Below are 21,382 nucleotides of genomic sequence, written 5' to 3'. Positions count from 1 at the left end.
GTAGGGAACGATGAAAATTTTTGCAAAAGATAAAGACGGACATTTTATCCGTGAAATCAATGGGATTAAACTCCCGTTCCCATTGACCGAATTTATGAAACTGCGTAAATGGGGCTATGTTTTTTCCGCACTTTTAATGGCCATTTCGCTATTTTTTATCGTATCAAAAGGCTTTAACTGGGGATTGGATTTTACTGGTGGGGTTGTTTTTGATACCCATTTTTCACAATCTGCAGATTTAGAGAAAATCCGTGGTAAGCTCCATCAAAATGGTATTGAAAGCCCAATTGTGCAGACAACCGGTTCTGTTCAAGATGTCATGATTCGTTTACCAGCTACGGATAATGATTCAGCTATTGGCGATCGCGTAAAAGGAATGCTCCAAGAAGTCGATTCTGGCATTAAGATTCGTAGTGTTGAATTTGTTGGACCAAATGTAGGGGAAGAATTGGCACAAGGTGCGGTGTATGCGACATTAGCAACATTGGCGATGATGCTAGTTTATGTAGGTTCTCGCTTTGAATGGCGTTTAGGTTTTGGCGGTATCGCATCCCTTGCGCATGACGTAATTATTACTCTTGGTGTATTTTCAGCGTTACAAATCGAAATTGATTTAACCTTTGTTGCAGCGATTTTATCTGTTGTGGGTTATTCTATTAACGATAGTATCGTGGTCTTTGACCGTGTGCGTGAAAACTTCAGAAAAATAAGACGTCTAGATACGATTGATATTATTGATGTTTCTTTAACGCAAACTTTATCAAGAACCATCATGACCTCTGCGACAACATTAATTGTTGTTATTGCATTGTTCTTTTTTGGTGGTCCATCAATTCATAACTTCTCTTTAGCATTACTTGTGGGTATTGGATTTGGTACATATTCTTCAATCTTTATTGCAATCGCAATTGCATACGATGTTGGATTACGCCGTGAACATATGATCCCGCCTAAAGTAGATAAGGAAATTGACGAATTACCTTAGTTAAATTTTATTCTTAGAATAAACTTCAATGAAAAATAGTTAACCAAAAATTCATGGTTAACTATTTTTTTATTTGTATCACTTTTTAATTTAGACTTTTAATCTTGAGGTAAGGCATTTATAACAGCTTTCACTAAAGTCGCTAAGGGAATGGCAAAGAATACTCCCCAAAATCCCCATAAACCACCGAAAATTAATACTGAAATGATAATAATCAATGGATGTAAATTCACTGCTTCAGAAAATAAATAAGGGACGAGTAAGTTTCCATCTAAGAGCTGACTCACAGCAAAAGCGATGATGATATACCAAAATGTTGGACTGATTCCAAATTGGAATAAAGCAACCAATGCAACTGGAATCGTAACAATTACCGCGCCAATATAAGGAACGAGAACTGAAAGACCCACTGCAAAAGCCAATAAGAGCGGGTAATTTAGCCCGAATATTAAGAAAATAATGTAGGTGATGAGCGTGACAATCAGTATTTCTAACAATTTTCCATGAATGTAGTTGGAAATTTGCTGTTGCATTTCTTTCCATACTTTGAAGGCTAAGTTTCTATTTTTCGGTAAAAAACGGCTCACGCCTTGTAAAAGTTCTGACTTATCTTTCAACATAAAAAACATCATTAATGGCACTAAAAAGGCATAAATCCCTAAAGAAACCAAGTTCATGATGGAGGCTAAAGAAAGTTTTACCGCAGATTCACCAAAACCAAGGATTTTTTCTCGTACAGAATTGAAAATAGAATCTACCATTGAATAGTCGATGAGTTCAGGATAATGCTCTGGTAAGTTTAGTAACCATTCATTGAGCTTATTAAACATTGCGGGCAAATCACTTAATAAGGAAATAGTTTGATTCCATAGCATTGGCATGAGGATTAAAAAGAAGATTGTCGCTAGTCCAATAAAGCCACCAAAAATGATGATTGTTGCTAACATTCTTGGGCATTTTAAATGTTGATGTAAAAAATTGATCGGCATTTCTAGTAAATAGGATAGTACTAGAGCAATTAACAAAGGCGCGATTAAATTTCCAAAAAAATAAATGGAGATAAAGCCAAATAATAATATGGCTAATAGTCCCATCGCTTGTGGATCGCTTAAGCGACGCGAGTACCAGCTTTTCAACATTTCTAGCATAATTTCTTTTCCTATAAGTATTTTTCGCCATTATAAGTTAAAATTTATAGTGTTTATAGCTACTAAGAGGAAATCCTATGTCTGTCGTTATTTATCACAACCCTCGTTGTTCAAAAAGTCGTGAAACCCTAGAATTGTTAGAAAATCAAGGTGTTCAGCCAATAGTTGAATTGTATTTACAAAAGCAGTATTCCATTAATGAATTACAAAGCATTGCCCAAAAATTAGGAATCGATGATGTGCGTCAAATGATGCGTACGAAAGATGATTTATATAAAAACTTAAATTTAGACAATTTAGATCTCTCTCAAGCTGAATTATTAAAAGCCATGAGTGAGCATTCAGCGCTTATTGAACGTCCAATCGTTATCAATGGTAATCAAGCTAAAATTGGGCGTCCGCCAGAAAGTATACTTGAGATTTTGTAATTTAAACGTTTGCGCGTATAATACTCCAGCCGTGGAAATCCTTCCGCGGCTTTTTTGAGGAAAAATTATGGCAAAGCAACAAAAAAGTGCGGTTGAAAATGAAACCGTTTATGAGCACACTCGAGGAGTGATCAAAAATAATGCAGTGATGGCATTATTACATGACAAGCTATTTCGTCAGCGTATTGAGAAAAAACGTAAAGGGAAAGGGAGTTACCAACGTAAAGCAAAACACGCAGGGAAAATGTTTGAAAAGCCCGATTATAAATTTTTTGATTACAGAAACTTTATAATCGGGTTTTTCTTAGGCTAAAAATAGTAAAAAGGAGTATAAAAATGTCAAATCAGCCTCAAGTCCTATTTAATAATACATGGAATGTACGTATTAGCGATCCTGGTGAAGAGGGTGCAAAAAGCCATTTTTTTGAAACTATCTACTTAACTTTAACTGCATATTTTGAAGAAAACAGAGTACGTTATGAGTTCGTTCGTAAAGTAGAAGATCAAATAAAAATTCAACGCTCTTTTACAGAACTAAATGAGTTATTCAAATTTCTGGGTGATTATTTTGATCCTGTTTTTATTGGATTATTAGGCGTAAAAATTGGGAACCTTGGTGTGAAATCAGAATAATAACTTAACTAATCCACAAAATATTCTAGTATTCTACCTATATTTTGTTATATAGACAAAATAGGGATCGCATTTTAAATTGTATAAACAATGATGTAAAAGTGCGGTTATTTTTTCTTTACTTTTATTGGAGAGCAAAATATGTCAGGTATTTTTACTCAAAGTCCAGCAAACCGTCGTCGTTATGGCGTGGCAGTATTTGTTGGTATCGTTGCCGGAATTATTTCTGCTTTTGTTAAATGGGGTGCCGAGCATCCATTTCCACCACGTAGTCCAATCGATTTCTTTGCGGCCGCTTGTAAAGTGTTTAACACAAGATCAAGTGCTGGCAGTATGTTCCCGTGCGTTTTTAAATCCACCACATGTGTTTTTACGTGATTATTTAGGTATTGATCCAACTGATGCTGCATTTACCTTTGCGGATCATGCATTCAATTGGATTGGTGTTACCCATATGATCTTTTCTTTAGTTTTTGCGATTGGTTATTGCTTAGTCGCAGAACGTTTTCCAAAAATCAAATTTTGGCAAGGTATTGGTGCAGGGCTTATTGCTAATATTTGTGTGCACTATATTACTTTCCCTGCACTAGGTTTAACCCCACCTAGTTGCAGAATGGCCGCTATATGAACATATTTCAGAATTAGTTGGTCATATTTTCTGGTTCTGGACTATTGAGGTTATTCGTCGCGATTTACGTAATCGCTTAACTGGCGAGCTAGATGCAGAGATTCCTTTAGCTTAAGCTAAACAGTATAAATTTTGATAAGAAATGGGTTAAGACTAATAAGTTTTAACCCGTTTTTTATTGGATAGAGATGCTTTAATTAACAACAAATTTCTTGTACGACAAATTGTAATGAATGTCTCGCAAATTGCTGTTGTTTACGGTGTTTCAAGCGTCTCAAACGTAGGTTACGTGATAAAGAGGTTTGTTGTAAATTGGTTTTCTTTTTAAGAAAAGTTTTGCGTTTTAACATTTTATTTATCCTTTTTTTCTTTTATTTCTTCTGAATTCTTGACCGCACTTTCGTTGTTGGCATTATCATTCGTTGTTTGATTTTCTTGGACTCGATGATAATTCACAATGCTATTCATATAGCGGCGAATATTTTCTACATATTGATGGGCTTCATAGCCTCGAGCATAGCCGTATTTCAGTTGGGAATAATAGCGTTTTTCTGCTAATAAAGGCAGATTTTTTTTCACATCGAGCCAATTATCTGGATTTCCTCCAAGATTTTTAGTTAAACGACGCGCATCAATTAAGTGGCCTAGTCCCATGTTATAGGCGGCTAAGGCAAACCAAATTCTTTCTTCTTTTTCAATGGTTTCTGGAATTTGACTAATCAGCCAGTGTAAATATTCTGATCCCGCTTTAATGCTTTGTTCAGGATCTGTTCTATCGCTGATTTTCATATGTTGTGCGGTATCTTTCGTCAGCATCATTATGCCACGCACGCCCGTAGGTGATGTTGCATCTGGATTCCAATGAGACTCTTGATAAGCGACTGCTGCGAGTAATCGCCAATCTAATTCCCCTTTGTATTTTTCAAAGAGCGGTGAGAATTGTGGCAGGGTATTTTCAATTGCGTTCATATAAGAGCGCGTATCCACGTAATCAAATTGTGAAATATGCCCTAAATATTTTTCTTTTAAATTATCTACTAGCCCTGTTTCTTGTGCATTATTCATAAAATTGAGTAAGACAGCTTGCAGATCATTGTAGGCATTATTCGGTAAATACCAGTGAATGTTTGCTTCATCAGTAATATCAAAGGCAATGGAGAGTTCTGGTTTGATTTGTTGAATCGCAGCGATATCAATGGAATTAGCAATGACGTAAGGAATTTTTCCTTCAGACAGATGCAGCAATAGTTCTTCTTGAGTAAACGCTTGATTTCTTTTCCAAGTTAATTGTGGATATTGTTTTTGTAATTCTTTTAGTGTTTCTTCCAATGATGAATTGTTAGCGATATAAATTTCTTTCTTAACATCACCTAGATTTTTAGGACGTTGTTCATCTTTTCGATAAGCTAATTGCCATGAAGCTGAATGATATGCTGGGCCAGTTTGGAAACGCTCTGCATTATTAGGATGATATAAAAGGTGAGCCGCAGCTAAATCAATATTATGCTTATCTAACTCATTAAATAATTGTTCTTGATTGTCGAAAGTTTTAATTTCGAGTTCTACACCCAGTGAATCAGCAAATGCTTTAGCCAATTCATATTCAAAGCCTCGTTCACCGTCTTTATTTATAAAATAAGAAATAGGGTTGTTCATTGTGCCCACAATGAGTGAGCCTCGTTCTTGAATTGCTGTATAGTGGTTTTCTTCAGCATGGCGTAAAAATTGCCATGGGAATACCATATCTATAGCCCAAAGCAATAAAGCTAAGGCAGCAATAATACGTAAAAAGAGACCTTTCAATGATTTTTCCTATATAAAAAGTTTGCGGGATTGTAGCTAGAATTTAAGCAATAGACAATAAAAAGCCCCTTGAGGTTCAAGGGGCTAAGTTTTGTTCACCGAGTAGTGCTAAATTTTAAATGATGCAAAAACATTAGGAAATAGCACTATTCTTTATATCACAAGGATATTATCCTCGGCGATCACGGCGTGGTTTATCGCTAAAAGAGCGGTTACTTTTTTCATTAAATTTACGATTTCCACGATTGTCACCAGTGCGTTCATTACGTCCGCGTTCTCCACGGAAATCGCCACCACGGCCTTTACGTTTACCGTTAAAATCATCGCTGCCACGTGAACTATCAGACTTCACAGCACCTAAGAAAGACATTTGCATTTGTTTATTCAATACGCGTGTTTTACCGAATTGTTGCAATAATTCTTTCGGCATACCTTGTGGCAATTCAACGGTAGTGTAGTCATCATAAAGTTTGATATGACCAATATAGCGGCTATTGATATCACCTTCGTTAGCAATCGCACCCACGATATGGCGAACTTCTACACCATCTGCACGACCCACTTCGATACGATATAAATCCATTGGTTGTGGATTTCCATAGCCTTTACGTTCGCCACGACGTTCAGCTGAACGTGGATTTTCACGGCGATCACCTCGTTCATTACGTTCACGACGACGTTTTTCCATTGGCGGATCTGGAGGAAGAATTAATTTTTGTTTGCCTTGTAGCAACATTAACATTGCTGCAGCAATATCTTCTTGATCTTGATCGGCTGTGAATAAGTCTTCTAATAAACTACGATATTGTTCTAAATCGTGATGTTCTAGTTGTTTTGTAATTTTTGCGACGAATTTTTTGCGGCGGCATTCTTGTAACACAAGATGATTTGGCAATTCCACTTCATTGATACCTTTTTTCATTAGGTGTTCAATATTACGAAGTAAACGACGCTCGCGAGGTTCAACGAACAATAAAGCACGACCAGAACGACCTGCACGACCAGTACGGCCAATTCGGTGCACATAAGATTCTGCATCAAGCGGAATATCGTAGTTCACCACAAGGCTGATACGTTCAATATCAATACCGCGTGCGGCCACATCGGTTGCCACAACAATATCTAAACTGCCGTTACGTAAGCGATCGAGGGTTTGTTCGCGCAATTGTTGTGTCATATCACCATTAAGTGCGGCAGAACGGAAACCATTTTTTTCAAGTAGTTCTGTAATGTCTAAAGTACCAGTTTTAGTACGAGCAAAGATAATCGCTGCATCAAAATCTTCTACTTCTAAGAAACGAAGAAGAGCTTCATTTTTACGCACGCCGTGCACATACCAGCAACTTTGGTCGATATCTGGGGCATTTTCGTTATTAACTTTGATCTTTACTTCTTTTGGATCATTCATAAAACGTTTCGTAATACGACGGATCGGTTCAGGCATTGTTGCAGAGAATAATGCTGTTTGGTGATTTTCTGGTAATTCTGCCATGACGGTTTCTACATCATCAATGAAACCCATACGTAGCATTTCATCTGCTTCATCTAATACGATAAAACGAAGTTCAGAAAGATTTAATGTGCCGCGACGAATATGGTCAAGAATACGACCAGGTGTACCCACAACCACTTGTGCGCCTTGTTTTAATGCACGAAGTTGGATGTCATAACGTTGCCCGCCATATAAGGTAACAATGCGGGAGCCATGAGCATATTTAACAAATTGTTCGCAAGCATCGGCAACTTGAATAGCAAGTTCGCGAGTAGGTGCCATCACTAACATTTGTGGATGTTTTTCACTTGGATCGATTTGCGCTAATAAAGGCAGAGCAAAAGCAGCGGTTTTACCACTACCTGTTTGTGCCATACCTAGCACATCATTGCCACTGAGCAAATGCGGGATACATTCTTGTTGAATTGGAGAAGGGGTTTCAAAACCTAAGTCAGAAACAGCTTTTAAGATGAACTCAGGTAAGCCTAAGTCATTAAAAGTAATTTTGTCAGTCATTAAAATACTCGAATATAAATAAGGAAAGCTCAAAGAGGCCTTCGGTTTATTAAGTTGAGCAGAGCGAATGAATTTTTCTATTCGTTCTACTGTAAAGAGCGGTGAGTTTTTGGTTGATTTTTAGAAACAACCGATTTTGTTACCGCACTTTTCTCTTCTTTTTCGTCTTCTGTTTGAACAGGTTTTAATTTCATTAGTTCAAACGCAGCAAAACGATACTCAACAAAGTTATAAACCTGATTTGCCATAGCTAGTTTAAATAAAGCTGCTGCTTCATCTACTAGCCCTACATTGAGTTTTTGTTTTGCTAGATAAAAATAGGTTTCTGTGAGAATTTCAGCATATTGTTGTGAATTTTCCGCAAATTCACTCGCACGTTGTTGTAATTCTTCTACAGAGATGTGTCCTAAGTAATATTGAACGATGTGTGTACCCCAGAAGTCCTCTGATAGCCCTTTTGCTCGTTCAACAAGATTTGTTTGGGCTTCTTGTGGTTTTAATTTTTGTTCGTTCAAATATAGCCATAAGACACGATAGGGATCTTTTGTATCGGCTTGGTAGAACTGTAAGAAATCTTGCTGAGCAAGATGGTAGCGCCCTACATAATAAAAATTTAAACCACGATTAAGGTGGGTATAGTCATAACTTGAATCTAATTCAAACACCGTATTGAATGCTTCCAATGCGCCGTCGTAATCTTCTTCAAGTAATAAATAAAGCCCTAAGTAATTGTACACAGATGCCATTTTAGGCTGTAATGCAAGGGCTTGAGTAAAATCGTAACGAGCAAGTCCCCATAACCCAAGGGAATCATAGAGTACGCCACGTTCAAAATGTAACGATGCACGTTCTTCATTACTCATTTTTCCAACGAGTAGTACTTGGCTTAATCGCACGATCATCACTTCTTGTTCAAAGTGAGTATTCGGGTTTTGTTCAGCCAACACGACATGATTTTTAGACACAAAACCGCCCCCAGACTGAACACAGCCTGCAAGGAGTAAGATCGCACATAAGCTAAATAAATAGACTATAAAATGGCGAGATAAGCGAAAACACCGCATTTGCTTTCTTTATGCCTAAAAGTTGGAAAACAACAAAACTTGGCAACGGTTGCTACCAAGTTTTGATTCGATATTCCAAGATTATTCTTGTTCTTCTACAGAATCTTCTTGGTTAATTTCAGTTTCTTGTTTTGGAGCCAAGTCTTTCATTGTTAAACGAATACGACCTTGACGATCGATTTCAACAACTTTCACGTTTACTTCTTGGCCCACTTGGAGGTAATCGCTAACTTTTTCTACGCGCTCTTCAGCAATTTGAGAAATATGAACTAAACCTTCTTTATTTCCAACGATTGCTACGAATGCACCAAAATCAGCAAGACGAGTGACTTTACCTTTGTAAATCGCGCCAGCTTCAACTTCTGCAACGATTTCTTCAATACGTCCCATTACGTTTTTCGCTGCATTACTATCTACTGCGGCAATTTTCACTGTACCATCATCATCGATATCGATAGAAGTGCCAGTTTCTTCAGTTAGTGAACGAATTGTTGCGCCACCTTTACCAATGACGTCTTTGATTTTCTTCGGATCAATTTTCATTGTATAGATGCGCGGTGCATAATCGGAAATATCCGCGCGTGGAGCAGGGATTGCTTGTTCCATTACGCCAAGAATGTGCATACGTGCACTTTTCGCTTGGTTTAATGCAATTTGCATAATTTCAGGGGTGATACCTTCAATTTTGATGTCCATTTGAAGGGCGGTCACGCCTTCACGTGTACCCGCTACTTTAAAGTCCATATCACCTAAGTGGTCTTCATCACCTAAGATATCTGAAAGCACCACAAATTTCTCTTCTTCTTTCACTAAGCCCATTGCGATACCTGCAACAGCCGCTTTTATTGGTACACCCGCATCCATTAATGCTAAAGACGCACCACATACAGACGCCATAGAAGAAGAACCGTTAGATTCAGTGATTTCAGATACAACACGTACAACATACGGGAATTCTGCAAGGCTTGGCATAACAGCCGCTACACCACGTTTTGCTAAACGACCGTGACCGATTTCACGGCGTTTTGGTGAGCCAATCATACCCGTTTCACCTACGGAGTATGGAGGGAAGTTGTAGTGGAATAAGAAGTGATCTTGACGTTCACCTGTTAATTCATCAATGATTTGTGCATCACGCTCAGTACCTAATGTTGCAACGGCTAATGCTTGCGTTTCACCACGGGTGAAAATTGCAGAACCGTGAGTACGTGGTAATACACCTGTGCAAATATCTAATGCACGAACGGTATCAACGGTACGGCCGTCAATACGTGGTTCACCAGCAATGATACGGCCACGAACGATTTGGCTTTCAAGTGCGGTGAAAATATCTACGATTTTACCTTCGCTGATTTCTTCATCTTCAGCAGTGATTTGTGCAATAACATCTGCTTTAATCGCATCAATTTGTTCGTAACGAGCTTGTTTTTCAGTAATGCGGTATGCATCGCCTAAACGTGCTTCAGCAATCGCTTTTACTTTGTTGATTAAATCTGTATTTGGTTGTGGCGCAACCCAATTCCAACGTGGTTTGCCTGCTTCTTTTGCAAATTCTTTGATTGCTTCAATCACAACTTGTTGTTGTTGATGACCGAATACGACCGCTGCTAACATTTGTTCTTCAGTTAAAATGTCAGCTTCAGATTCGACCATTAATACGGCTTTGTCAGTACCTGCAACCACTAAGTCCAAACGGCTTTGTTTTTGTTCAGCCATGGTTGGGTTTAATACGAATTGGTTGTCAATAAAACCAACACGCGCAGCACCGATAGGGCCATTGAAAGGCACACCAGATAAGGTTAATGCCGCAGAAGCACCGATCATTGCCACTAAATCAGGGCTGATTTGTGGGTTTACAGAAACCACAGTCGCCACAACTTGGATTTCGTTGAAGAAACCTTCTGGGAATAATGGACGAATTGGACGGTCGATTAAACGTGCAATTAAGGTTTCGCCTTCAGATGGACGACCTTCACGTTTGAAAAAACCACCAGGGATTTTACCCGCCGCATAAGTACGCTCTTGGTAGTTTACGGTTAATGGGAAGAAGTCTTGACCTTCTTTCACATCTTTTTTAGCCACAACAGTCACGAATACCGTGGTATCGTCCATGCTTGCCATGACCGCAGCAGTTGCTTGACGTGCAATTGCGCCGGTTTCTAGAGTAACGGTATGTTGACCGTATTTAAATTGTTTAACAATTGGATTCACAATGTTTTCCTTAAAATTCATATTAAAAACAATGCCTTATTTTCCAGATTGCGACTAGCAAAAGAAATCTTTTATAAAAATAACCGCACTTTCGAGCGCTTAAAATTGCTTTTGATAGCCGCACGCTAATGTAGAAAATAAAGCCCATGCATTATACAGAGGTTTTTGTGTGATTGGTAACTTTATTTCATTTAACCGACTTGGTATCATGGTGCAACTTTTATCCACCATAAGGAAAATTCTATGATAATTAGCAGCTTAACCAGCCCAAATTTTAAAGTTGGTTTACCAAAAGTGATTGCTGAAGTATGTGATTATTTAAATACGTTAGATTTGAACGCGTTAGAAAATGGTCGCCATGATATTAACGATCAAATTTATATGAACGTAATGGAACCAGAAACTGCAGAACCAAGCAGCAAAAAAGCAGAATTACATCATGAATACTTAGATGTTCAGGTGTTAATCCGCGGTACGGAAAATATAGAAGTTGGCGCTAATTATCCTGATTTGTCTAAGTATGAATCTTACAACGAAGCAGATGATTATCAACTTTGTGCAGATATTGATGATAAATTCACCATCATAATGAAACCAAAAATGTTCGCTGTATTTTATCCTTACGAACCGCATAAGCCTTGCTGTGTAGTGAATGGAAAAGCAGAAAAAATTAAAAAATTAGTCGTGAAAGTACCTGTTAAATTAATTTAATTTTTGAAAAAGGGCGGTTAAAAATGTTTTTATTTTTAACCGCCCTTTTTTATTATTTAATCACCGTAATTGACCATTTTGCATCATCAATTTGTTCGAAGTTAGTCACTTCATAACCTTCTTCAGCCGCCCAAGTAGGAATGGCTTCAGTGGCTTGGGTACAGTCGAATTCAATTTCTAGGCCATCTCCCTTATTTAACTTGGCCATAGCTTCCTTAGCTTCAACGAGAGGAAATGGGCAAACAAGGCCGAGAGTTGGTAATTTAACGATCATATAAACTCCTTATGATGCTTTTGCTAGTTTCAAACGTTGTGGACGGATAATAGTGAAGTAGGCTGCTACCCAGGTGCCGAGAATCATCAATGGCAATGATACCCAACCTTGCCAAGAGAAAAAGGCAGTTTCGACTAGACCGTTACCGATAGAACAGCCACCTGCAAGGGTTGCGCCAATACCCATGAGAATACCGCCGAGTCCGCTGCGTAAAATCGTGGTGGCATCTGGTACACGGACACGAAATTCATTGCTTGCTTTCGCGCCGATGAATGACCCGATAAAAATCCCTAAGACTAAGAATACGCCCCAATTTATAAATTTATTGTCTCCAGTAACGAGGAATTGCATGATATTGGCTGATGGGCCGGTAATCCCGAGTCCAAATTCACGACCAGTAGCGACACTGAGTGGCCAAGCGGCAAGTGCGATTAATCCGATTAAAACGGCTGAGAAAAATGGGTGCCAGCGTTTTTCAAATAATAAATGAGCAAGCCCCGTTTTCTTCGGTTTTAATGAGGCCACTTTTACGCTTGGTTTGCTGAGATGTTTGTACACATAGAAAGCAGTCACAAAAGTTAATAATGCGACTAACCACCAAGGTGAAATACCGAATGTATCGTAAATGTTGCGGTGTTCAATATTGATACTACGTAAAGTTTTATTGAATTCTCCTAATGGACCTGTACGCATGATGGCACTTAATAACATATAAGTGAATAATGCGACCCAACTGCCGACTAAGCCTTCTGCAGCGCGATACCATGTACCTGTCGCACAACCGCCAGCAAGAACAATACCAATGCCAAATACAAAGGCACCGATAATTACTGCTAAAAAGGCAAAATTTTCAGCCGGATCCACATTTAATACACCGATTTCTTTTAAGAGAAAGAAACCGATGGATTGCACGGTAATCGCCAATAAAAGGGCTACAAACATTTTGTTATTTTTGGTGACATACATATCACGAAATGCGCCAGTAATACAAAAGCGCCCACGCTGCATCACAAATCCGAGTAAAATTCCGCAAAGTAATCCGGTTAAAAGCATAAATATTCCCTCTCTTTTAGAACTAAGTAGGTTGGTATTTTCTAAAAAAATAAGAAGGTAGCGCCAATAACTTTTAGCTAGAAAATATGTTTTTTTGATATAAAAAAAGTGCGGTTATAAATTTATACTTTTTTACCGCACTGCTTTAGCTATGTAAGTGTAGAGAATATAATGTGAAGATTTTATGGCGCTCTCAAGCGATTTAATGAGTTTCTTAATAATTAACCCCACTCAAAAAAGTGGGGTTAATTGCTTTATATGCGTCAGAAATTTGGTTTATGCAGGAACGCGTTCTGCTACGAGCATTTGTAGTTTTCGTAAAATAACATTTAATACTACGCCATAGGCTGGGACGAACAAGATAATTCCTATAAATAATTTAAATAGATAATCTACAAAGCCGAGTTGTGCCCAATGTTCAGCCATGAAAGGATCTGCACTTTGGTAGAAGGCAACACTGAAGAATACAAACGTATCCGCCATTGAGCCGAATGTCATTGAGCTAGTTGGCGCCACCCACCATGTTTTTAACTGACGTAAGCGGTTAAATACAATCACATCTAGTAATTGTCCTACAACGTAAGCGGTAAAGCTCGCAATAGCAATACGGAATACAAACAGATCAAAATGCGTTAATGATTCGAAACCTTGGAATTTGCTTTCAGAGAATAAAACAGATATGACGTAACTTACAATCAGTGCAGGAAACATCACGACGAAGATGATTTTTCTCGCATCTTCCGCACCGAAAATGCGAACAGTTAAATCAGTAGCCAAAAAGATAAATGGGAATGTGAGCGTTCCCCAAGTGCTGTGGAAAGAAAAATCGTTTGCAGCACCAAGTGCGGTTAATTTTAACGTGATTTCAAAAGGGATTTGTACAAAGTAATTGCTCGCGGCAATGATGAATATGTGGAAAAAGCTGAGCCAGATGATTGCACGACGTTTTTGTTGATCATTAAAGATCGGAGAGTTTAATTTCATGTTGTACCTTTTTAGTTTAAATAAATCGGGGTTAGGGAACCCGAGGTTGAATATAGGGGGCTAGATAATACGCATATTTCAAATAATTGCAAGATTCGATGTTATTTGAGTTTTTATTTTTCACTGAATTTTAGAGTACCTTATCAGAATAAGGTGATTTATTAGAAGAGGGGGGGATTACTCAATGATATGAAGCAATTTTTGCAGTTTTTCCTTAAATTGACGAATGATTTTGTAGCCTTTATTCTATTTGCGTTTTTCATCAAATTTAAAAGGAGAGAAAATGGAGTTACATAATATTCGTGATGAATATACTAAACGAGTGCTTTCACAACATGATTGCCATGAAAATCCAATCTCGCAATTTGAACAGTGGCAGAAAGAGGCTATTCATGCTCAAGTTAATGAGCCTACTGCAATGAATATTGCTACTATTGATGAGCAAGGTCGCCCAAATAGCCGTATGGTTTTGCTAAAAGAAGTCAATGAGCAAGGTTTTGTCTTTTTTACGAATTATCTTAGCCGAAAAGGTAGCTGTATTGAGCGTAATCCTTATGTCGCGCTGACTTTTTTCTGGCCTGAGTTGGAACGTCAAGTGCGAATTGAAGGTAAGGCGGTTAAAATCCCAGCAGAACAATCCGATAAATATTTTGCTACCCGACCTTACACCAGTCGTATAGGGGCTTGGGCAAGTGAGCAAAGTGCGGTGATTTCTAATTATAAATCTTTGCTAGCAAAAGCCGCATTGGTTGCCGCTAAACATCCATTAAACGTGCCTCGACCAGATTATTGGGGCGGTTATTTAGTCGTGCCAGAAACCGTGGAATTTTGGCAGGGTCGCCCAAGCCGTTTACATGATCGCATTAGTTATCGTAAAGAAAGCAATAATTGGATTAGAGAAAGACTTTCTCCTTAGTAAATTGAGCATAAAAATAACCGCACTTTAGTTGTATCACCAAAGTGCGGTTAATTTTTTACAAGTTTTCGTGCTAGCGTTGTTTATTAATGAGTGCTAGTGCTTGTCGTTGTACGATTTGCACGTTTACGATCGTTTTCTGTTAAAAGTTTTTTACGGATACGGATCGATTCTGGTGTCACTTCCACTAACTCATCGTCGTCGATAAATTCAATCGCTTGTTCAAGACTGAATTTTACCGGTGTAGTCAGCACAATCGCATCGTCTTTACCTGACGCACGCATATTGGTGAGTTTTTTACCTTGTAAGCAGTTTACGGTTAAGTCATTTGAACGGCTATGAATACCGATAATTTGACCTTCATAAACTTCTACGTTTGCATCAATCATTAACTTACCACGTTCTTGTAAGCCAAATAATGCATAACCCAGTGCTTTACCTGTTGCATTAGAAATCAACACACCATTTTTACGTTGACCGATATCTCCACCTTTGATTTCATCGTAGTGGCTAAAGCTAGAGTAAAGTAAGCCTGTACCAGAAGTCATGGTCATAAAGTCACCACGGAAGCCAATTAATCCACGGCTAGGAATGATGTATTCTAAGCGAACGCGGCCTTTACCGTCAGGCAACATGTCTCGAACTTCACCTTTACGGATACCTAATGCTTCCATCACAGAACCTTGATGTTGTTCTTCCACATCAATAGTTACTTGTTCGTATGGCTCTTGTTTTTTACCATCAATATCACGATAGATTACTTTAGGGCGAGAAACGGCAAGCTCATAACCTTCACGACGCATATTTTCGATTAACACAGAAAGATGTAATTCACCACGACCAGAAACACGGAATTCATCCGGGTTTGGGGTTTCTTCTACGCGTAATGCCACATTGTGAACTAATTCTTTGTTTAAACGTTCAAGAATTTGACGAGAAGTCACATATTTACCTTCTTGACCCGCAAATGGAGAGGTATTTACACAGAAGAACATGGTTACTGTTGGTTCGTCAACAGTTAATGATGGAAGCGCTTCAACTGCGTTGATATCACAAATTGTATCAGAAATATTTAATTCACCTAAACCAGTGATCGCCACGATATCGCCAGCGTAAGCAACATCTTCTTCATAACGTTGTAAACCAAGGTGACCAAGTACTTGACCGATACGACCTTGACGAGTTTTTCCTTCACTATTGATGATAGTAACAGGTTGGTTTGGTTTAACTGAACCACGCTTAATACGACCAATGCCGATAACACCTACATAGTTGTTGTAGTCTAATTGTGAAATTTGCATTTGGAATGGCGCATCAAGTTCTACTTTGGGAGGTTCAACGTGTTTAACAATGGCTTCAAATAACGGAGTCATATCTTCTGCTAATTCTTCGTGCTCAAGACCTGCGACACCATTTAATGCAGATGCATAGATAATAGGGAAGTCTAATTGCTCATCAGTTGCACCAAGGTTAACGAATAAATCGAATACTTGATCCACCACCCAATCAGGACGTGCGCCTGGACGGTCAACTTTGTTGATAACTACAATTGGTTTTAAACCATGAGCGAACGCTTTTTGTGTCACGAAACGCGTTTGTGGCATTGGGCCGTCAAAAGCATCTACGACTAAAAGTACAGAATCCACCATAGAAAGTACACGTTCAACTTCTCCACCGAAGTCTGCGTGCCCAGGAGTATCCACAATGTTAATGCGGTAGTCATTCCAGTTAATCGCGGTATTTTTTGCAAGAATTGTAATGCCACGTTCTTTTTCAAGATCGTTTGAGTCCATAACTCGCTCATCGACATCACCACGCGCAGATTCAAAAGTACCAGATTGTTGAAGAAGTTTGTCAACGAGGGTGGTTTTACCATGGTCAACGTGAGCAATAATTGCGATATTGCGCAATTTATTAATATCAATGTCGTTTTTCATTTATTACGTTCTTAATGTTTAAGTTTTGTTGGGTGGATTTTTATGCCACCAAATAGTCCAAGTAGTTTAAATTGGTGAGTCACACTCACCCTACGAGAATCTCGAAAGGGCGAAAATTATACACGATATTTCCTTGCTCTGCTACGTTGGTATTTAAAATAAATCCCATGAAAAAACGAAGCGGTTGCATTATAATGCCCTTTTAATTTTATAAAGATTATATACATAGCAAAATAGAGGACTCCTTATGCCAAATGCAAATGCAATTGCCAACGTATTCAAACTGATCGAAGAGAACGATATTAAGTTCGTGCTACTTCGTTTCACCGACATTAAAGGTAAAGAACACGGTGTTTCTATCCCTGTTAGCCTTGTTGATGAAGATATGTTTGAAGATGGCAAAATGTTCGATGGCTCTTCTGTTGAAGGTTGGAAAACCATTAACAAAGCCGATATGCTTTTAATGCCAATCGCTGAGACTGCGGTAGTCGATCCATTTGCGCAGATCCCAACTCTCTCTATTCGTTGTAGTATTTATGAACCAACGACCATGCAAAGTTATGAGCGTGACCCGCGTTCAATTGCTATTCGTGCTGAAAACTATATGCGTTCAACCGGTATTGCTGATCAAGCATTCTTCGGTCCTGAACCAGAGTTCTTCTTATTTGATGATGTACGTTTTGATGTATCAATGAACCGCGCTTCTTTCGCCATTGATGATATTGAAGCCGCTTGGAACACCAATAAAAAATATGAAGGCGGTAATAATGCTTATCGTCCATTAAAGAAAGGTGGTTATTGTGCGGTGGCACCAATTGATACGGCACACGATATTCGCTCTGAAATGTGTTTGATTTTAGAAGAAATGGGCTTAGTAGTAGAAGCGCACCACCATGAAGTGGCGACAGCGGGTCAAAACGAAATTGCAACGAAATTTAATAGCTTAACTTTAAAAGCGGATGAAACGCAAATCTATAAATATGTGGTGCAAAATGTTGCGTTAGAGCACGGCAAAACCGCTTGTTTTATGCCAAAACCAATCACGGGTGATAATGGTTCGGGTATGCACTGTAATATGTCATTAAGCAAAGACGGTAAAAATATTTTCCAAGGTGATAAATATGCAGGTCTTTCTGAAACCGCACTTTATTATATCGGCGGTATTATTAAGCACGCTAAAGCATTAAATGCGTTTACTAACCCAAGCACTAATTCATACAAACGTTTAGTGCCAGGTTTTGAAGCGCCAGTATTATTGGCTTATTCGGCAAGCAACCGTTCTGCTTCAATCCGTATCCCTGCAGTAACTAATCCGAAAGCGATCCGTATTGAAGCGCGTTTCCCAGATCCATTGGCAAACCCATACCTTGCATTCGCTGCATTGTTAATGGCTGGTCTTGATGGCGTGGTAAACAAAATTCACCCAGGCGATGCTATGGATAAAAATCTTTATGATCTTCCACCAGAAGAATTAAAAGATATTCCGGCGGTAGCAAGCTCGCTGGAAGAAGCCTTGAATTCATTAGAAAAAGACTATGAATTCTTAACGCAAGGTGGTGTGTTTGCTAAAGACTTTATCGAGGCATTTATTAGCGTTAAACGTAAAGATGTAGAACGTTTAAATATGACACCACATCCTGTTGAGTTTGAGATGTATTATGCGTAATCATCATTGATGAAATCATTTTTAAAAGTGCGGTAAAATTTACCGCACTTTTCGTTTGAAATTATTTATAACGATACTCGGGTAAAAATGTCGAATACAAATAGAACAATTCTAGTTACTGGTGGAGCGGGTTTTATTGGTTCTGCGCTTGTCCGTTATCTTCTTGAAAAGACACATAATAAGATCGTAAATGTTGATAAGCTGACTTATGCAGGAAATTTAGCCTCACTTAAAACCGTAGAAAACCATCCACATTATGCTTTTGTACAAGCAGATATTTGTGATACTAAAGCGTTGTCTTATATTTTTGCACAATATCAACCTGATGCCGTTATCCATCTTGCAGCTGAAAGTCATGTTGATCGTTCTATAAATGCGTCTTCGGAGTTTATACAAACTAACATTGTAGGAACTTATAGGCTACTTGAATCAACTCTAGACTACTGGCATCGTTTAGATAATCAAAAAAAATCCAACTTCCGATTCTTACATATTTCCACCGATGAAGTTTATGGCGATTTAAAAAGTAACAAAGGTTTATTTACTGAAACATCAGCTTATAAACCTAGTAGCCCTTATTCTGCTTCAAAGGCGGCAAGCGATCATCTTGTTCAGGCTTGGTATAGAACATATGGGTTACCGACAATCATTACACATAGTTCAAATAATTATGGCCCGTATCAGTACCCTGAAAAATTAATTCCATTGATGATTTTAAATGCGATAGAGGGAAAAACACTGCCTATTTATGGCGATGGTTTACAAATTAGAGATTGGTTATTTGTTGAAGATCATATTACTGCATTGTATAGCGTTTTGACGAAAGGAAATATTGGGGAAACCTATAATATTGGCGGAAATAATGAAAAGTCCAATATTGATGTAGTACGTTCTATTTGCTCTTTGGTGGAAGAATGTTTACCTAATAAACCAAAACATATTGATAAATATGAAGATTTGATTTGCTATGTTAACGATAGACCTGGTCATGATATTCGTTATGCGCTTGATACAAGTAAAATCAATAATGAGTTAGGCTGGGTGCCTAAAGAGACTTTTGAATCTGGATTAAGAAAAACGGTAATTTGGTATTTAAACCATCGAGAATGGTGTCAAAGAGTTTTAAATAATGTTAAATAAAAAATAAAACTGGTATAGTTTTATTCCGCGATGAGCTTATATTCGAGAAATAAAAATGGAAATTATATTATCAATAAACCAAGCCTCTGACGCTTGGGGAAAAAATGCTATTTTGAGCTTTGACTCTAATAAAGCTAGAATTCATTTAAAAAATAATGAAAAAACTGACCGCACTTTAGTTCAACAAGCTGCTCGTAAATTGCGTGGGCAGGGAATTAAAGATGTGGAATTGGTCGGTGAAGAATGGGATTTAGAATTTTGTTGGGCATTTTATCAAGGTTTTTACTCGGCGAAGCAAGATTATTCGATTGAATTTCCTCATTTAGATGATGAGCCACAAGATGAATTATTAGCTCGTATCGAATGTAGTGATTTTGTGCGCGGGATTATTAATGAGCCGGCACAAATCCTAACACCATTAAAATTAGCAGAACGTGCAGCAGAATTTATCTTAAACCAAGCGGACATTTATAATGAAAAAAGTGCGGTAAGTTTTAAGATTATTTCTGGTGAGGAACTTGAGCAACAAGGTTATCATGGTATTTGGACTGTGGGTAAAGGCTCTGCTAACTTGCCAGCCATGTTGCAACTTGATTTCAATCCAACACAAGATCCGAATGCGCCAGTGTTAGCTTGTTTAGTTGGTAAGGGGATTACTTTTGACAGTGGCGGCTACAGTATCAAACCAAGTGATGGAATGAGTACAATGCGAACTGATATGGGTGGTGCTGCACTATTAACGGGAGCTTTAGGTTTCGCTATCGCTCGCGGATTAAATCAACGCGTTAAACTGTATTTATGTTGCGCAGAAAATTTGGTAAGCAATAATGCATTTAAACTGGGTGATATTATTACTTATAAAAATGGCGTAACAGCAGAAGTGCTCAATACTGACGCTGAAGGTCGTTTGGTGTTAGCTGATGGATTGATTGAGGCTGATAACCAAAATCCGGGTTTTATTATTGATTGTGCGACTTTAACTGGGGCTGCAAAAGTGGCGGTAGGCAACGACTATCATTCTGTATTATCTATGGATGATGATCTCGTGAATAATCTTTTCCAATCAGCAAAAGAAGAAAATGAACCTTTCTGGCGTTTACCATTTGAAGATTTTCATCGTTCACAAATTAATTCATCTTTTGCCGATATTGCTAATATTGGTTCGGTTCCAGTTGGGGCTGGAGCAAGCACTGCAACTGCATTTTTATCGTATTTTGTAAAAAATTACCAACAAAATTGGTTGCATATTGATTGTTCCGCGACTTATCGTAAATCTGGTAGTGATTTATGGGCTGTTGGGGCCACAGGGATTGGTGTGCAAACTTTAGCAAATTTAATGTTATCAAAATCATTGAAGTAAGGAGATATGATGACAGAAAGAACTTTTTCTATTATTAAACCTGATGCGGTAAAGCGTAATCTAATTGGGGCGATCTTAACTCGTTTTGAGCAAAATGGCTTTAAAATCATAGCCTCTAAAATGGTACGCTTAACTCGTGAGCAGGCTGAAGGCTTTTATGCTGAGCATCAAGGCAAAGAATTTTTTGCTCCTTTAGTTGATTATATGATGTCTTCACCGATAGTAGTTTCTGTTCTTGAAAAAGAAAATGCAGTGAAAGATTACCGCACTTTGATTGGTACAACGAATCCAGAAACTGCAGCAGAAGGTACAATTCGTAAAGATTTTGCATTAAGTCAGCGTGAGAATTCGGTTCATGGTTCGGATAGTGTGGAAAGTGCAAATCGTGAAATTGCTTATTTCTTTACTGATTCTGAAATTTTTGAGCGTTGAT

The 21,382-nt window shown here is 38.2% G+C and carries 20 protein-coding genes and 1 pseudogene; 11 read left to right on the top strand and 10 right to left on the bottom strand.

Annotated features, from left to right (window positions below; genetic code table 11):
* Positions 1–10: 10 nt before the first annotated feature.
* Entirely contained in the window at positions 11–985 is a 975-nt protein-coding gene (gene secF / locus DV427_RS01765; protein ID WP_009500145.1) for a protein translocase subunit SecF, read from the top strand.
* Between the two features lie 98 nt (positions 986–1,083).
* On the opposite strand, the gene DV427_RS01760 is transcribed toward secF, so the two are convergent.
* The gene (locus DV427_RS01760; protein ID WP_005631060.1) at positions 1,084–2,133 is read right to left on the bottom strand and encodes an AI-2E family transporter; all 1,050 of its coding nucleotides are present in this window, start codon (positions 2,131–2,133) and stop codon (positions 1,084–1,086) included.
* Between the two features lie 77 nt (positions 2,134–2,210).
* Between DV427_RS01760 and arsC the strand changes: the two genes are divergently transcribed.
* The 4 genes and pseudogenes from arsC to DV427_RS01740 all read left to right on the top strand — a co-directional run bounded on the left by arsC (position 2,211) and on the right by DV427_RS01740 (position 3,937).
* The gene (gene arsC / locus DV427_RS01755; RefSeq protein ID WP_114891103.1) at positions 2,211–2,561 is read left to right on the top strand and encodes an arsenate reductase (glutaredoxin); all 351 of its coding nucleotides are present in this window, start codon (positions 2,211–2,213) and stop codon (positions 2,559–2,561) included.
* A 67-nt stretch (positions 2,562–2,628) separates the two neighbouring features.
* Positions 2,629–2,874: an alternative ribosome-rescue factor A gene (locus DV427_RS01750; RefSeq protein ID WP_114891102.1), complete on the top strand. Its 246-nt coding sequence runs from the start codon at positions 2,629–2,631 to the stop codon at positions 2,872–2,874.
* 23 nt (positions 2,875–2,897) lie between these two features.
* Positions 2,898–3,194: a DUF5377 family protein gene (locus DV427_RS01745; RefSeq protein ID WP_005638898.1), complete on the top strand. Its 297-nt coding sequence runs from the start codon at positions 2,898–2,900 to the stop codon at positions 3,192–3,194.
* A 141-nt stretch (positions 3,195–3,335) separates the two neighbouring features.
* Positions 3,336–3,937, top strand: a pseudogene (locus DV427_RS01740) (YagU family protein).
* A gap of 82 nt (positions 3,938–4,019) precedes the next feature.
* Here DV427_RS01740 and DV427_RS09470 read toward each other — a convergent pair.
* The 5 genes from DV427_RS09470 to pnp all read right to left on the bottom strand — a co-directional run bounded on the left by DV427_RS09470 (position 4,020) and on the right by pnp (position 10,908).
* Complete coding sequence (locus DV427_RS09470) at positions 4,020–4,172, bottom strand: hypothetical protein (protein ID WP_005631066.1); 153 nt, start codon at positions 4,170–4,172, stop codon at positions 4,020–4,022.
* Position 4,173: 1 nt separating this feature from the next.
* Positions 4,174–5,625, bottom strand: coding sequence for a membrane-bound lytic murein transglycosylase MltF (mltF, locus tag DV427_RS01735; protein WP_114891101.1), 1,452 nt, complete (start codon positions 5,623–5,625; stop codon positions 4,174–4,176).
* A gap of 169 nt (positions 5,626–5,794) precedes the next feature.
* Complete coding sequence (locus tag DV427_RS01730) at positions 5,795–7,633, bottom strand: DEAD/DEAH box helicase (RefSeq protein ID WP_114891100.1); 1,839 nt, start codon at positions 7,631–7,633, stop codon at positions 5,795–5,797.
* An 86-nt stretch (positions 7,634–7,719) separates the two neighbouring features.
* Positions 7,720–8,697, bottom strand: a complete 978-nt coding sequence (gene nlpI, locus DV427_RS01725) for a lipoprotein NlpI (protein WP_114891099.1) — start codon at positions 8,695–8,697, stop codon at positions 7,720–7,722.
* Positions 8,698–8,778: 81 nt separating this feature from the next.
* Positions 8,779–10,908, bottom strand: coding sequence for a polyribonucleotide nucleotidyltransferase (gene pnp / locus DV427_RS01720; RefSeq protein ID WP_114891098.1), 2,130 nt, complete (start codon positions 10,906–10,908; stop codon positions 8,779–8,781).
* Positions 10,909–11,151: 243 nt separating this feature from the next.
* Here pnp and nanQ point away from each other — a divergent pair, with 243 nt between their 5' ends.
* Positions 11,152–11,619, top strand: a complete 468-nt coding sequence (gene nanQ / locus DV427_RS01715; protein WP_114891097.1) for an N-acetylneuraminate anomerase — start codon at positions 11,152–11,154, stop codon at positions 11,617–11,619.
* A gap of 52 nt (positions 11,620–11,671) precedes the next feature.
* Here the strand turns inward: nanQ and DV427_RS01710 are convergent, their stop codons facing one another.
* The 3 genes from DV427_RS01710 to DV427_RS01700 form a co-directional block, all read right to left on the bottom strand.
* Entirely contained in the window at positions 11,672–11,893 is a 222-nt protein-coding gene (locus DV427_RS01710) for a sulfurtransferase TusA family protein (RefSeq protein ID WP_114891096.1), read from the bottom strand.
* A 9-nt stretch (positions 11,894–11,902) separates the two neighbouring features.
* Positions 11,903–12,946, bottom strand: a complete 1,044-nt coding sequence (locus DV427_RS01705; RefSeq protein ID WP_114891095.1) for a YeeE/YedE family protein — start codon at positions 12,944–12,946, stop codon at positions 11,903–11,905.
* Positions 12,947–13,222: 276 nt separating this feature from the next.
* On the bottom strand, positions 13,223–13,930 hold the full coding sequence (locus DV427_RS01700) for a 7-cyano-7-deazaguanine/7-aminomethyl-7-deazaguanine transporter (RefSeq protein WP_114891094.1): 708 nt from the start codon (positions 13,928–13,930) through the stop codon (positions 13,223–13,225).
* A 283-nt stretch (positions 13,931–14,213) separates the two neighbouring features.
* On the opposite strand from DV427_RS01700, the gene pdxH reads away from it, so the two are divergent.
* A complete protein-coding gene (pdxH, locus tag DV427_RS01695; protein WP_114891093.1) occupies positions 14,214–14,846 on the top strand; it encodes a pyridoxamine 5'-phosphate oxidase in 633 nt (210 codons plus the stop codon).
* 86 nt (positions 14,847–14,932) lie between these two features.
* On the opposite strand, the gene typA is transcribed toward pdxH, so the two are convergent.
* A complete protein-coding gene (gene typA, locus DV427_RS01690; protein WP_114891092.1) occupies positions 14,933–16,783 on the bottom strand; it encodes a translational GTPase TypA in 1,851 nt (616 codons plus the stop codon).
* Positions 16,784–17,030: 247 nt separating this feature from the next.
* On the opposite strand from typA, the gene glnA reads away from it, so the two are divergent.
* From glnA to ndk, 4 genes are all read left to right on the top strand, one after another.
* Positions 17,031–18,449 carry a glutamate--ammonia ligase gene (glnA, locus tag DV427_RS01685; RefSeq protein ID WP_114891091.1) on the top strand — a complete coding sequence of 473 codons (1,419 nt, stop codon included), beginning with the start codon at positions 17,031–17,033 and terminating at the stop codon, positions 18,447–18,449.
* An 87-nt stretch (positions 18,450–18,536) separates the two neighbouring features.
* Positions 18,537–19,589, top strand: a complete 1,053-nt coding sequence (rfbB, locus tag DV427_RS01680; protein ID WP_114891090.1) for a dTDP-glucose 4,6-dehydratase — start codon at positions 18,537–18,539, stop codon at positions 19,587–19,589.
* Positions 19,590–19,644: 55 nt separating this feature from the next.
* On the top strand, positions 19,645–20,949 hold the full coding sequence (pepB, locus tag DV427_RS01675; RefSeq protein WP_114891089.1) for an aminopeptidase PepB: 1,305 nt from the start codon (positions 19,645–19,647) through the stop codon (positions 20,947–20,949).
* Between the two features lie 9 nt (positions 20,950–20,958).
* Positions 20,959–21,381 (top strand): nucleoside-diphosphate kinase, encoded by a 423-nt coding sequence (gene ndk, locus DV427_RS01670; RefSeq protein WP_162790249.1) that lies wholly within the window; start codon positions 20,959–20,961, stop codon positions 21,379–21,381.
* The last annotated feature ends 1 nt before the right edge of the window (position 21,382 follow it).

Source organism: Haemophilus haemolyticus, from assembly GCF_003351405.1.
In the GTDB taxonomy this organism is placed as follows: domain Bacteria; phylum Pseudomonadota; class Gammaproteobacteria; order Enterobacterales; family Pasteurellaceae; genus Haemophilus; species Haemophilus haemolyticus_N.
This window is presented reverse-complemented; position numbering and strand designations above follow the sequence as displayed.